Below are 13,276 nucleotides of genomic sequence, written 5' to 3' on the forward strand. Positions count from 1 at the left end.
GAGGCGCCCATGGCCCGCCAGGTCTCGATCCCCTGCATGCTCATGCGCGGCGGCACGTCCAAGGGCGCCTATTTCCTGGCGTCGGACCTGCCGTCCGAGCCGTCCGCGCGCGACGCGGCGCTGCTCGCCGCCATGGGCTCTCCGGACCCGCGCCAGGTGGACGGCGTGGGCGGCGCCCACCCGCTCACCAGCAAGGTGGCGCTCGTCTCGCGCTCGACGCTTGAGGGCTGCGACATCGACTTCCTGTTCTGCCAGGTGGTGGTGGACAAGCCGCTGGTGGATACCACGCCCAATTGCGGCAACATCCTCGCCGGCGTCGCACCCTTCGCCATCGAGCGGGGACTGGTGAAGGCGGCGGGGCCCGAGACCCGCGTGAAGGTGCGCACGGTCAATACCGGCACCATCGCCGAATTGACCGTGCAGACCCCGGACGGCTTCGTGGAATATGACGGCGATGCGCGCATCGACGGCGTGCCTGGCACCTCCGCGCCCATCCCCATCGACTTCCTCGACGCGGCCGGCTCGGTCTGCGGTTCGCTCCTGCCCACGGGCAACGTGGTGGACACTGTCGCGGGCGTGGACGTGACTCTCATCGACAATGGCATGCCCTGCGTGGTGCTCGCGGCCTCCTCGGTCGGCCGCACCGGCTATGAGAGCCGCGATGCTCTGGACAAGGACACCGAGCTGAAAGCGCGGCTGGAGGAGATCCGCCTCGCGGCCGGCCCGCTGATGAATCTCGGCGACGTCACCTCCAAGGTGGTGCCGAAGATGATCCTGGTGTCCGCGCCTTCCAAGGGCGGGCACCTCTCCACCCGCTCCTTCATCCCCCACGAATGCCACGCCTCCATCGGCGTGTTCGCGGCGGTGACGGTGGCGACCGCGGCGACCCTGCCCGGCTCACCCGCGCACAGGGTGGCGGTCTTGCCGGAGGGCGCGGTGAAGACGCTCTCCGTGGAACATCCCACCGGCGAGTTCACCGTGCGCATCGAGCTGGGCGGCACGGTGGAAAAGCCCGTGGTGGAGCGCGCCGGCCTGCTGCGCACGGCGCGCGCTTTGTTCGACGGCAGCGTGCTGATTCCGGCGAAAGCCATGAGCGCAGCTGCCCGCCCGCTGGCGGCCGAGTAATCATTTCAGGAAAGAGGCTTCCATGTCCGAGAAGAAGACGGCCCTCGTGGTCACCGCCCATCCCGGCGACTTCGTCTGGCGCGCCGGTGGTGCCATCGCGCTGCACGCGAAGAAGGGCTACCGGGTGAAGATCGTGTGCCTGTCCTATGGCGAGCGCGGCGAGAGCCAGTTCGCCTGGAAGACGGCGGGTGTGAAGCTCGAAGAGGTGAAGGCGCAGCGCAAGGCGGAGGCGCAGGAGGCGGCATCCATCCTCGGCGCCGAGATCGAGTTCTTCGATGCCGGCGACTACCCGCTGAAGCTCACCGACGCCATGTTCGACCGCATGGTGGACATCTATCGCGAGGAGAAGCCGGCCTTCGTGCTGACCCACGCGCTGGCCGACCCCTACAATATGGACCACCCCGAGGCGACCCGCTTCGCGCAGGACGCCCGCATCATCGCCCAGGCAGCGGGCCACAAGCCGGACCCGACCCGCGCTTATTCCGCGCCTCCCGTCTTCCTGTTCGAGCCCCACCAGCCCGAACAGTGCGATTTCAAGCCCAACGTCATCCTCAACATCACCGATGTGTGGGAAACCAAGCACAAGGCGTTCGAGGTGCTCGCGGCGCAGAAGCACCTCTGGGACTACTACACCCGCGTCGCGCTCAACCGCGGCGTCCAGGGTGGGCGCAATTCCGGGCGCGCCATGACCTATGGCGAAGCCTATCAGCGGGTCTTCCCCATGATCGTGGAGGAGCTGGCATGACCGGCCTCGTCGTCCGCAACGTCCGCCGGGCCGATCAGGCCATCATCGATGCGCTCGCCTCCTTCGGCGTCGCCACCGTCCATGAGGCCATGGGCCGGCTCGGCCTGATGAAGACCTATATGCGGCCCATCTATGCGGGCGCGCAGGTGGCGGGCAGCGCCATCACCGTGCTCGCCCAGCCCGGCGACAACTGGATGCTCCATGTGGCCGCCGAGCAGATCAAGCCCGGCGATATCGTGGTGGTGGCCTGCACCGCCGACAATACGGACGGCATGTTCGGCGATCTCCTCGCCACCTCCTTCAAGGCGCGCGGCGCTGTGGGCCTCGTCATCGATGCCGGCTGCCGGGACGTGAAGACCCTCACCGAGATGGGCTTCCCCGTGTGGCCCCGCGCGGTATCCGCCAAGGGCACGGTGAAGGCGACGCTCGGCTCGGTGAACGTGCCCGTGATCTGCGCCGGCGCGCTGGTGAATGCCGGCGACGTGGTGGTGGCGGACGATGATGGCGTGGTCGTCGTTCCCCGCGCCCGCGCCGCCGAGGTGGCGGAGAAAGCCGCCGCGCGCGAGGCGAACGAGGGCGAGAAGCGGGCGAAGCTCGCCTCCGGCATTCTCGGCCTCGACATGTACAAGATGCGTGAGCCGCTGGCCGCCGCCGGCCTCGTCTATGTGGACGACCTGCCCGGTGAAGATGCCTGAGCCGTACCCCTTTGAACCGACCCGGACGCCGGCGCAACCGGCGCCGCCCTTCATCCGAGAGAGGAAAGCAATGACCATCTTCAAGAAGTTCCTCGCAGGCTGCGCGCTCGCCCTGGCCATAGGCGCAGCGGCCCCCGCCATGGCGCAGGCCACCTACCCGACGCGCACCGTGCGCATCGTCATCCCCTTCGGCCCGGGCGGCATCGCCGACATCACCGTGCGCGTGGTGGCCGAGAAGCTGTCCGAAAAACTCGGCCAGCAGTTCATCATCGACAACCAGCCCGGCGCCGGCGGCATCACCGCGGCCCGCGCCGCGCTCCAGGGCGGGACGGACGGCTACACCCTGGCGCTGTTCAGCAACGGCACGGCCATCTCCGTGCCGCTGTTCAAGAAGCTGCCCTTCGACCCGGTGAAGGATTTCGAGCCCGTCTCGACGCTCGGCTATTTCGACTTCCTGTTCCTCACCAACGCCTCGTCCAAGTACAAGTCCGTGCAGGACCTGGTCGCCTTCGCCAAGGCCAATGCGGGCGCGCTCAATGTGGGCACGGTGAATGTAGGCTCCACCCAGAACCTCTCCGCCGAGCTGTTCAAGTCCATGGCGGGCATCGACTTCACCATCGTGCCCTACAAGAACACGCCGGATCTCATCATTGCGACGACCCGCAACGACGTGGACCTGATGATCGACAGCTATGCCTCCGCGAAGGCCATGCTGGGCGACAAGAAGATCCGCGCCATCGCCACCTCGGGCAACCATCGCACGGAAGTGCTGCCCGACCTCGTCTCGGTGGACGAAAGCGGCGTGAAGGGCTTCGACGTCACCTCCTGGAACGCCATCTTCGCCCCCGCCGGCACGTCGAAGGAGATCATCGAGATCCTCAACAAGGCGATCCGCGAGGTCGTCGCCATGCCCGAGGTGAAGAAGCGCCTGCTGGAGCTGGGCATCGAGGCCAAGGCGTCGACCCCCCAGGAGCTTCAGGAGCGCCTGACGTCCGACATCGCCAAATGGTCGGCGGTGATCGACAAGGCCGGCATCGAGAAGCAGTGATGTGATCGGGGCGGCGACGGTCCGGTCGAGGATTGCCGCCGCCTCTTCCTTGCTTCATGGATCTTGAAACAAGACGCCATGGAGGACTGGGAGATGGGCAAGACGATTCTCGTGACCGGCGGCAGCCGGGGCATCGGCCGCGCCACCGCGCTGAAGGCCGCACGGCTCGGCTGGTCGGTGGCGGTGAATTATGTCCGCGATGCCGATGCCGCCGCCGAGGTGGTGAGGGAGGCCGAGCGCGCTGGCGTCAAAGCCGTCGCCATCCAGGGCGACGTGGCGGTGGAGGCGGATGTGATCCGCATGTTCGCGCAGGCCACCGAGGCGCTGGGTCCGCTGGACGGCGTGGTGGTGAATGCCGGCATCGTCGCGCCCGCCTCCAAGCTCCAGGACATGAGCGTCGAGCGCCTGCGCCGAATGTTCGAGGTGAACGTGCTGGGCGCCTATCTCTGCGCCCGCGAGGCGGCGCGCCACCTCACGAAGAACGCGAAGGGCGGCTCCATCGTCATCGTCTCTTCCGTCGCCGCCCGCCTCGGCTCGCCCGGGGAATATGTGGACTATGCCGGCTCGAAGGGCGCGACCGATTCCCTGGCCCTCGGCCTCTCGAAGGAACTGGGTCCCGACGGCGTGCGGGTGAATGCGGTGCGGCCCGGCCTGATCGACACCGAGATCCACGCCAGCGGCGGCTACGCCACGCGGGCCTTGGACCTGGGTTCGAAAATGCCGCTCGGCCGCGCCGGCACCGCCGAGGAGGTGGCGGAGGCCGTCATCTGGCTGCTCAGCGACGCCTCCTCCTACGTGACCGGCAGCTTCATCGACGTGGCTGGCGGGCGCTGACGCCGTAAGGCTCGCATATTCCCATAAGGCCGTCATGCCCGGGCTTAACCCGGGCATCTCCATCCGCGCCTGGAAGCCGGGGAGATGGCCAGGTCAAGCCCGGCCATGACAATGATTGGAGGCGCCGCCTCACACCGCGCAGTATTTCTCCTGGATCTCTGGGTTCGCGAGCAGCTCGGCCGCGCCACCGGAATGGACGATCTCGCCCTGGTCCACGATATAGGCGCGGTCCGCCAGCGCCAGCGCGCGCTCCACATTCTGCTCGACGATGAGGATGGTGAGCCCCTCGCGCTTCAGCCGCGCGAACAGCTCGAACATCTCGTCCACGAGCACCGGCATGATGCCTTCCGAAGGCTCGTCCAGCATGATGAGCTGCGGGTCGGCGGCAAGCGCCCGAGCGATGGCGAGCATCTGCTGCTCGCCACCGGAGAGGGTATCGCCGGCCTGGTTGAGGCGCTCGCGCAGGCGCGGGAAGGTTTCCGCGATGCGGTCGATGATCTCGCCTTCCCTATGGCGGTTGGGCGAGGCCACGAGGCCGAGGCGCAGGTTCTCGAGCACGGTGAGCCCGCGCACGATGCGCCGGTCCTCGGGCACATAAGCGAGGCCCATGCCGAGGCGCCTGTGGGTGGGGGCAGGGAGGATGTCCTCGCCCTTGAATTTCACCGTGCCGGTGCGCTTGGGAACCAGCCCCATGATGGAGCGCAACGTCGTCGTCTTGCCGGCGCCGTTACGGCCGATGAGGCACACGGCTTCGCCCTTGGCCACCGAGAAGCCGATGCCCTGGAGGATGTGGCTGCGCCCGTACCAGGCATTGAGATTTGCGACCTCAAGCATGCTCACACCGATTGTCCGAGATAGACGCGCCGCACCTCGTCGTGGCCGCGGATGTCGTCGGCCGTGCCTTCGGCCAGGAGCGTGCCGTGATGCAGCACGACGATGCGGTCGGAAATGCCCATGACCAGCTTCATGCGGTGCTCCACCAGGATCACCGTGCGCTCCGCATTGAGCTTGAGGATGAGGTCCATCATGTCTTTGGCCTCTTCCGGGCTCATGCCGGCGGTGGGCTCGTCGAGAAGCAGCACGCGCGGTTCGCAGGCGAGCGCCACCGCGATCTCGAGGCACCGCTGCTGGCCGTGGGCGAGAGTGTCCACACTCTCGTGGCGGCGGTCCTGGAGGCCGACGCGCAGGAGCAGCGCCTCCACGGTCTCGTCCAGCTTGAGGGTCGCCCGCGGCTGCCAGAGGCCGAAGCGCGAGCGCAGCGCCTGGGCGGCGATGCGGACATTCTCGTGCACCGAGAGCTTGGGGAAGAGGTTGGTGATCTGGAACGACTTGGCGATGCCCATGTGCGCCAGACGGTGCTGGGGCGTGCCGGTGATATCCGCGCCGTCGAGGAACACCTTGCCCATTGTGGGCGGGAACTGGCCGGAGAGCACATTGAAGAAGGTGCTCTTGCCGGCGCCGTTCGGGCCGATGATGGAGGTGAGGCTCCCGGCATGGAAGCTGGTGGTGACATTGTTGAGCGCCGTGAAGCCGCCGAAGCGCTTCGTCACGCCGTCCACGGCCATGATGGGGGTGGTGGGGGGCTTCATCTGGGCCGCCGCATGCGCCGCCGGATTCATGGCCGCACCCACTTGAGCAGCGAGCCCCAGATGCCGCGCGGAAAGAACAGGATCAGCACCACGAAGAGAGTGCCGATGACCAATTGCCAATGCACCGTCACCACCGTCACCACGTCCTGGAGCATGATGTAGACATAGGCGCCCACGAAGGCGCCGAAGAACGTGCCCATGCCGCCCAGCAGGGTGATCATCAGCACCTCGGCGGAATTGAAATAGTTCAGCGTCTCGATGGGTACGACGGACAAATGGATGGCGTAGAGCGCCCCCGCGAAGCCCGAGAACAGGCCCGACAGGATGAAGGCCAGCCAGCGCGTGCGGGCGACGTCGTAGCCGCAGGCCATGGCGCGCTTCTCGTTTTCGCGGATGGCTTCGAGCACCCCGCCGAACGGCGAGTTCAGAATGCGCGAGAAGAGGGCGATGGCCACCGCCCCGAGGGCGAACAGCACATAATATTTCACCAGCGGGTTCAGCATATTGAGGTGCAGGCCGAAGATGTTGATCACCGGCACGTTCACGCCGCGCAGGCCATCCTCCCCGCCGGTGAGCGAGACCCATTGATAGGTCGAGTAATAGACCACCTGCGACAAAGCGAGAGTGATCATGGCGAAGTAGATGCCGCGCGAGCGGATGGCGAACCAGCCGATGACGACAGAGGCGATGCCGGCGACAGCGATCCCCATGGGCAGAGCGGCGAACCAGGGGATGCCGAACTTGGCGATGGGAATGCCGCAGCCATAGGCGCCGAGCCCGAACAGAGCCGCATGGCCGAACGAGAGCATGCCCGCATAGCCGAAGATGAGGTTGAACCCCATGGCATAGAGGCCGAACACCAGGATGTTGACCGCCAGCGCCTCGTAGGGCGTGAGGAAGGGCAGCACCGCGAGCACGGCGATGGCGGCGAGGACGCGGTGGCGCGCGATGAACTCGACGATCGCGCGGAAGGCCCCGGGGGAAGCGCCCGCCTTGGGCGCGGCGGCAACGGAATTGGAAGCCATGGAAGTCCTCAATCCATCACGCCGGCGCGGCCGAACAGGCCGCGGGGGCGGAACACCAGGACGACGGCCATGAGCAGGAACATGGAGAGCGTCGTCATCTCGGGATAGAACAGCGAGGTCATCGAGACCGTGATGCCCACCGCAAGGCCCGCGATCACGGCGCCCAAAAGTGAGCCCATGCCGCCCACCACGGTGACCACGAACGCCTCCACCAGCACCGGCACGCCCATCTCCGGGAACACGCCCCGGATGGGCGCGGCCAGCACGCCGGCGAGCGCCGCAAGGCCAGTGCCGATGCCGAACACGATGAGCCAGACCTTGGAGACATCGACGCCCAGAACCTGGACGATCTCCTGGTCCCGCGCGCCGGCGCGGATGATGAGGCCGTAGGGCGTCTTCTCCAGGAAGAACCAGAGCGCGATGAGGATCAGGACCGTCACGCCGATCAGGAACAGGCGGTATTTCGGGAAGAAGAACACGCCGAGATTCACGGCTCCGGTCAGTGTTTCGGGCGTGTTGAAGGGAATGCCTTCGGTGCCGGCGAAGATGCGCACCAGCTCCAGGATGATGAGGCCGAGCCCGAAGGTCAGCAGCAGGGGATAGTCGATGCCGCGCCCGTAAAGCGGGCGGATCAGGAAGCGCTCGCACACCATGCCGATGAGCCCGACCGCGATCGGCACCACCAGCAGAGCGATCCAGAAATTCCCCGTATAGGCCAGCACCGCGACGCCCACATAGGCGCCCAGCATGAAGAACTGGCTGTGGGCGAAGTTGACGATAGTGAGCAGCCCGAAGATCAGCGACAGGCCGACCGCGACCAGGATGAAGATGGTGCCGAGCGCGACGCCCGTGAAGAGCTGGAGCAGGATGAGGTCGAGCGTCATATGGATCGCGTGTCCGGTGTTCTGTGTGGGCCAGCCACCCCATGGGGCCGCCGCAATTCCCTCTCCCGCTTGCGGGGGAGGGTTAGGGAGGGGGCCGGCCGTAGGCCGGATAGCGCCGCGCGTCAGGAGAGGTCTGCCCCCTCCCCCGCAAGCGGGAGAGGGAGCCGCGTCACCGCTTTTGGGCCTCAGCTATGCCCCAGCTCCTGGCAGCTGCGCAGGAACTTGTCCTCGCCCGGCTGGGTATCGACGATGTTGAACACGTCGTACTCGGACTTGACCTGCGCCTGCGGCTTGGATTCCACCACCAGCACCGATTGCACCGCCTGGTGGTCGCACTTGCGGAAATATTCCTCGCCTTTGTAGGCGTCGTATTTCAGCGTCTCGAGCGCCGCGATCACCGCATCAGGATCGGTGCCGCCGGCCTTCTTCACCCCTTCCAGCAGCGCGTAGATGCCCGCAAAGCCCAGCGCCCCATAATCGGTGGGCACCGCATTCTTGTTCTTGGCGCGGTAGGCATCGTTGAGGCGCTTGGCGGAGGGGAATTTGTCCTCCAGGCCCCAATAATAATTGGCGCCGCCGATGACCCCCTCGAACGGTCCCGCGCCGCCCGCGAGCCGCTGCGAGAACAGCAAAACGGGGCAGGCGATCCGCATCTGCTGCTTCAGGCCGAAATCGGTGGCCTGCTTCACCGTGTTCAGCTGGTCGCGGCCGAAATTGCAGACGACGAGCACGTCGGGCTTGGCGGCCTGGATGCGGGGGAAGAGGGTCGAGAAATCCGTCTGCCCGAGCGGGTGCTTGATCTCCAGCACTTCCTCGACGCCGAACTCCTTGCCCACCCGGCGGAAGCCGCGCGCCATTTCGTGGCCATAGGCGTAGTCGGCGATCAGGTAGGCGACGCGCTTGCCGAATTTCGGGAACACGTAGCGGCCCACCGCGCCCGCCGTCATGTGCGGGTTCAGCGCCTCGTGGAAGGTGTATTTGGAGAAGTCGGAGATCTCGTTGATGGAATCCGACTGGCTGATGGAATTGTAGATGACGCCGCGCTGCTTCGCGACCTGGTTCACCGAGAGCTGGACCGCGGCGGAGAGCGAGCCGCACAGGAAGTTCACCTTGTCCTTCTCGATCAGCTCCAGCGCGCGGGTCGCCGCCTCGCCGGGATTGAGCTTGTCGTCGCGCACCAGCAGCTCAGCCTTGCGCCCCTTCAGGCCGCCGGCATCGTTGAACATGGCGATGGCGATCTCGGCGCAGCGCACCTGGTCCTGCGCCTCCGTGGAATAGGGGCCGCTGATGGGCACCGGGAAGCCGATCTTGATCGCCGCTTCCTGGGCCTGCGCGGTGCGCAGGAAGGCAGGGGCGGCGAGGCCGGCAACGGTGCCGAGGGCGGCGCCCTTCAGCAGGGTGCGGCGGGAAACCGTCATCACATCCTTGGGGTTCATGGCTTTCTTCCCGTTGTACTTGTTGTGCTTTTTGGTACGCGACTGGTCAGGCGCCGATCATTCGGCGGCCTGCCGTTTCTGCCGCCGCTCGGCCTCCCGCATGGCGGTGAGGATGCGGTCCGGCGTGAAGGGCATGTGGGTGAGCGTCACGCCGAAGGGCGAGAGCGCATCGTTGATGGCGTTCATCACAGCGCCCGGCGCGCCGGCGGTGCCGGCCTCGCCCGCGCCCTTGGCGCCCAGTTCGCTGTCGGCGGTGGGGGAGACCACATGGCCCACCTGGATGTCCGGCATCTCGCAGGCCATGGGCACCAGATAGTCCGCCATGTTGGCGTTCTGCATCTGGCCGTCGGCGTCGTAAACGCAATGCTCGAACAGTGCGCCGCCGAGCCCCTGCACCACGCCACCGCGCACCTGCTCGTCCACGAGCTGCGGGTTGAGGATGGTGCCGCAATCCTCCACCACCCAATGGCCGAGCAGCTTCACGAAGCCGTCCTCCACTTCCAGGTAGGAGGCCTGGATGCCGTTGGTGAAGGCGAAGGGATAGCCGCGCGGCACATAATGGCGCACCGCCATCAGTTCGGCCTGGAAGCCGGTGGGCAGCGTGTCGGGTCGGAAATAGACGATGCGGCCCAATTCCGGCAGCGCGATGCGCTCCCGGCCCGTGTCCGCATCCACCACCGCGCCCTCGCGAACGTCGAGGCTTTTGGGGTCCGCCTGGAGGATGGCGGCGGCCACCGCGACGATGTTCTCGCGCAGCGCCTTGCCCGCCTGCCACGCGGCTTCTCCGCCGATGCCGGCCGCGCGCGAGGCCCAGGTGCCGCCGCCATAGGGCGTCTGGTCCGTGTCGCCGCTGATGATGCGCACCCGGTCGAGACTGACGCCGACGGAGGTGGCCACCACCTGCGCGATGACCGCTTCCGTGCCCTGGCCCTGCTCGGTGGCACTGGTTTGGCAGGTCACGGCGCCGGTGGCGTCGAGGCGCACGACGGCGCCGTCCTGCGAGGAGATGCGCGCGCCGCCCACGCCATAGAAAGCGGCGCCGGGATTGGTGATCTCGATGAAGCTCGCAAAGCCGATGCCGCGATGGATCCCCTTCTTGCGCAGCTCCGCCTGCTCGGCCCGCAGCTTCTCGTAATCCATCATGCCCAGCAGCTTGTTGAGCGCCGCGTGATGGGAGAGGGATTCGAACTTCAGCCCCGTTGCAGAATTGCAGGGATAGGCGTCGTCCTTGATGAGGTTCTTCCGGCGGATCTCCACCGGGTCCATGCCGATGCGCTGGGCCGCGAGGTCCACCAGCCCCTCGGTGACGGCGGTGGCGATGGGATGGCCGACGGCGCGGTACTGGCAGGTGACGTTCTTGTTCTGGAAGACCACGCGCGCCCGCGCCTTGTAATTCATGCAGATGTAGGGGCCGCCGGTGAGGTTCACCACCTGGTTCGCCTCCACCGCGCTGGTGCGGGGATAGACCGAATAGGGGCCGATGCCGGTGAGGTCGTCGATCTCGAAAGCGGTGATCGTGCCGTCCTTCATGACGCCGATCTTCCCCTTCACCCGGTGGTCGCGGGCGTGAATGTCGGTAAGAAAACTCTCCAGCCGGTCGGCGACGAACTTCACGGGCCGCTTCAGCATCTTCGACAGCGTGGCGGTGGCCATCTCGTCGGCATAGACGTGGACCTTGATGCCGAAGGAGCCGCCCACATCCTTGCACACCACCCGGATGTCGCTCTCCGGCATGCCGAGATGGATGGAGAGGATGTTCTGGATCATGTGCGGCGCCTGGGTGCCGAGATAGGCGGTCAGGCGGCCGGTGCCGGGATTGAAGTCCGCCACCATGGCGCGGGGCTCCAGCGTCACGCCGGTGTGGCGGCCGAAGGAGAAGTCGGTCTCGATCACATGGTCGGAGGCGGCAAAGGCGGCCGCCGGGTCGCCGCCGGTATAATTGCGCTCGAAAGCGAGATTGTCGCCGAGGCTCTCATGGATTACGGGCGTCTCGGGATCGAGCGCGGTGCTCATGTCGGTCACGGGCGGCAGGGGCGCGTAATCGATCTCCACCAGTTCCGCCGCGTCCTCGGCCAGCGCGCGGGTGCGGGCGATCACCGCCACCACTGCCTCCCCCTGCCAGCAGGCGCGCGTCACCGCCATGGGGTGCTGGGGCGCGGACTTGAGACCCACCATATGGGTGAGGACGCCCACCCAGGGGGTGCAGACCTCCGCCATCTCGGCGCCAGTGACGACCGCCACAACGCCCTTGGCTTTCTTCGCCGCGCTCACATCGATGGCGCGGATCTCCGCATGGGCATGGGGCGAGCGCACATAGACCACATGGACCATGCGCGGCAGGACGAGGTCGCTCACATATTCCCCGCGCCCTTCGGTGAGGCGCGCGAGGTTGGGGCGCGGGACGGAGCGGCCGATATAGGAATTCGGCCGGTCGAGGGCGGTCAGCGGAGAAGGCACATCGCGGGTCATCGGGCGGCCTCCGCGCGGGCGCGCAGGGTGGTCTCCACCGCATCGACGATGGCCTGATAGCCGGTGCAGCGACAGTAATTGCCGGAGATGTGGTCGCGGATCTCCTCGCGGCTCGGCATCGGCTCCACCGCCATGAGGGCGGACGCGGCGATCAGCATGCCGGGAGTACAGTAGCCGCATTGGAGCGCGTTGCGGGTGCGGAACGCTTCCTGCAGATCCGCGATCTCGCCGCTGTCCGAGAGGCCCTCGATGGTCTCGATGCGCTTGCCGTCGCACTGGACGGTGAGGGTGAGGCAGGCGCGGACGATCTCCCCCTCCATGCGCACGGTGCAGGCGCCGCAGACGCCGTGCTCGCAGCCGATATGGGTGCCCGTCAGGCCCAGGTCTTCCCGCAGGAAGTCGGCCAGATGCCGGCGCGCTTCCACGCTCTCGCTGTGCTCGACGCCGTTCACGGTGAGGGTGACGTCGAAGACGGTTTCCAAGTCCCCGTTCATTTCGGCGCCTCCGACAATTGGGCCGCGACGCGCCTGAGAAGGACGCCGGCGAGATGCATTTTGGTGTCCCGGCTGGCATGGATGTCGCCGGTGGGGTCGAGATCGGTCTCAAGGGCCGCGACGGCGCCCTCGATGTCGCCGACCGCAAGCGCCTGCTCGGCGCCGGTGGCGCGCGTCGCGCACTGGCCGACGCTGAAATAAGCGAGCCGCACGTCCGCGATCCCGTCGCCCCGCGCCCTGGCGGTGGCCGCGAGGCCCACCATGGCATAGTCGCCATGGCGCCGGGCGAATTCGGCGAAGCCCACGCGGCTCTCCTTCGTGTGGAGCGGCAGGCGCAGGCCGGTGAGCATGTCGCTCGGGCCCAGCGCGGTCTCATAAAGGCCGAGGAAGAGGTCGTCCGCGCTCACCTCGCGGTCCCCGTCCGGCCCGGACAATGTGATGCTCCCGCCCAAGGCGAGGATGCAGGCGGGCATCTCGGCGGCGGGATCGGCGAAGGCGACGGAGCCGCCCAAGGTGCCGCGATTGCGGATCGCCGCATGGGCGATGTGGGGGATGGCGCGCGCGAGCAGCGGCGCATGCTCGGCCACCAGCGGCGAGCGCAGCGCCTGCGTGTAGCGCACCAGCGCGCCGATCTTCAGGCTGTCGCCCTCGATGGCGATGTCGGAAAGACCGGGAATGTCATTGATGTCGATCAACACGCTCGGCGCCGAAAGGCGCATATTGAGCATCGCGACGAGGCTCTGGCCTCCTGCGATGATGCGCGCATCGTCGCCGTGCGTGGCGAGCGTCGCCACGGCTTCCGCGACCGACTGCGCTTTCGCGTAAGCGAAAGTGGCTGGCTTCACGGACGTCTCCTCAGGCCGCTCAACGGCGGCTTATTATTGGCGGGCATTCTGACGTGCGTCGCATGCCCTGTCGAATGCGCATCTTAA

At 67.0% G+C, this 13,276-nt stretch carries 13 protein-coding genes; 5 read left to right on the forward strand and 8 right to left on the reverse strand.

Annotated elements, in window-relative coordinates; genetic code table 11:
- Positions 1 to 9 precede the first annotated feature (9 nt).
- The 5 genes from ABLE91_RS10895 (at position 10) to ABLE91_RS10915 (ending at position 4,447) form a co-directional block, all read left to right on the forward strand.
- The gene (locus ABLE91_RS10895) at positions 10 to 1,125 is read left to right on the forward strand and encodes a 4-oxalomesaconate tautomerase (RefSeq protein ID WP_348930839.1); all 1,116 of its coding nucleotides are present in this window, start codon (positions 10 to 12) and stop codon (positions 1,123 to 1,125) included.
- Between the two features lie 22 nt (positions 1,126 to 1,147).
- Complete coding sequence (locus ABLE91_RS10900) at positions 1,148 to 1,870, forward strand: PIG-L deacetylase family protein (RefSeq protein WP_348930840.1); 723 nt, start codon at positions 1,148 to 1,150, stop codon at positions 1,868 to 1,870.
- On the forward strand, positions 1,867 to 2,565 hold the full coding sequence (locus tag ABLE91_RS10905) for a 4-carboxy-4-hydroxy-2-oxoadipate aldolase/oxaloacetate decarboxylase (RefSeq protein WP_348930841.1): 699 nt from the start codon (positions 1,867 to 1,869) through the stop codon (positions 2,563 to 2,565). The genes ABLE91_RS10900 and ABLE91_RS10905 overlap by 4 nt, the downstream gene beginning before the upstream one ends.
- Before the next feature lie 70 nt (positions 2,566 to 2,635).
- Positions 2,636 to 3,613, forward strand: a complete 978-nt coding sequence (locus tag ABLE91_RS10910) for a Bug family tripartite tricarboxylate transporter substrate binding protein (protein ID WP_348930842.1) — start codon at positions 2,636 to 2,638, stop codon at positions 3,611 to 3,613.
- 93 nt (positions 3,614 to 3,706) lie between these two features.
- Positions 3,707 to 4,447 (forward strand): SDR family oxidoreductase, encoded by a 741-nt coding sequence (locus tag ABLE91_RS10915; protein WP_348930843.1) that lies wholly within the window; start codon positions 3,707 to 3,709, stop codon positions 4,445 to 4,447.
- A 129-nt stretch (positions 4,448 to 4,576) separates the two neighbouring features.
- Here ABLE91_RS10915 and ABLE91_RS10920 read toward each other — a convergent pair whose 3' ends face one another.
- The 8 genes from ABLE91_RS10920 to ABLE91_RS10955 all read right to left on the reverse strand — a co-directional run bounded on the left by ABLE91_RS10920 (position 4,577) and on the right by ABLE91_RS10955 (position 13,189).
- On the reverse strand, positions 4,577 to 5,281 hold the full coding sequence (locus tag ABLE91_RS10920; RefSeq protein WP_348930844.1) for an ABC transporter ATP-binding protein: 705 nt from the start codon (positions 5,279 to 5,281) through the stop codon (positions 4,577 to 4,579).
- Between the two features lie 2 nt (positions 5,282 to 5,283).
- Entirely contained in the window at positions 5,284 to 6,066 is a 783-nt protein-coding gene (locus ABLE91_RS10925; RefSeq protein WP_348930845.1) for an ABC transporter ATP-binding protein, read from the reverse strand.
- Complete coding sequence (locus tag ABLE91_RS10930) at positions 6,063 to 7,061, reverse strand: branched-chain amino acid ABC transporter permease (protein ID WP_348930846.1); 999 nt, start codon at positions 7,059 to 7,061, stop codon at positions 6,063 to 6,065. Before ABLE91_RS10930 ends, ABLE91_RS10925 begins: the two co-directional genes overlap by 4 nt.
- An 8-nt stretch (positions 7,062 to 7,069) precedes the next feature.
- On the reverse strand, positions 7,070 to 7,945 hold the full coding sequence (locus ABLE91_RS10935) for a branched-chain amino acid ABC transporter permease (RefSeq protein WP_348930847.1): 876 nt from the start codon (positions 7,943 to 7,945) through the stop codon (positions 7,070 to 7,072).
- A 185-nt stretch (positions 7,946 to 8,130) separates the two neighbouring features.
- A complete protein-coding gene (locus tag ABLE91_RS10940; protein WP_348930848.1) occupies positions 8,131 to 9,381 on the reverse strand; it encodes an ABC transporter substrate-binding protein in 1,251 nt (416 codons plus the stop codon).
- A 57-nt stretch (positions 9,382 to 9,438) separates the two neighbouring features.
- The gene (locus tag ABLE91_RS10945; RefSeq protein WP_348930849.1) at positions 9,439 to 11,850 is read right to left on the reverse strand and encodes a xanthine dehydrogenase family protein molybdopterin-binding subunit; all 2,412 of its coding nucleotides are present in this window, start codon (positions 11,848 to 11,850) and stop codon (positions 9,439 to 9,441) included.
- Positions 11,847 to 12,344 (reverse strand): (2Fe-2S)-binding protein, encoded by a 498-nt coding sequence (locus ABLE91_RS10950; RefSeq protein WP_348930850.1) that lies wholly within the window; start codon positions 12,342 to 12,344, stop codon positions 11,847 to 11,849. The genes ABLE91_RS10945 and ABLE91_RS10950 overlap by 4 nt, the downstream gene beginning before the upstream one ends.
- Positions 12,341 to 13,189 (reverse strand): FAD binding domain-containing protein, encoded by an 849-nt coding sequence (locus ABLE91_RS10955; protein WP_348930851.1) that lies wholly within the window; start codon positions 13,187 to 13,189, stop codon positions 12,341 to 12,343. Before ABLE91_RS10955 ends, ABLE91_RS10950 begins: the two co-directional genes overlap by 4 nt.
- Positions 13,190 to 13,276: the final 87 nt, after the last annotated feature.

The sequence above is a fragment of the Aquabacter albus genome, from assembly GCF_040049275.1.
In the GTDB taxonomy this organism is placed as follows: Bacteria; Pseudomonadota; Alphaproteobacteria; order Rhizobiales; family Xanthobacteraceae; genus Aquabacter.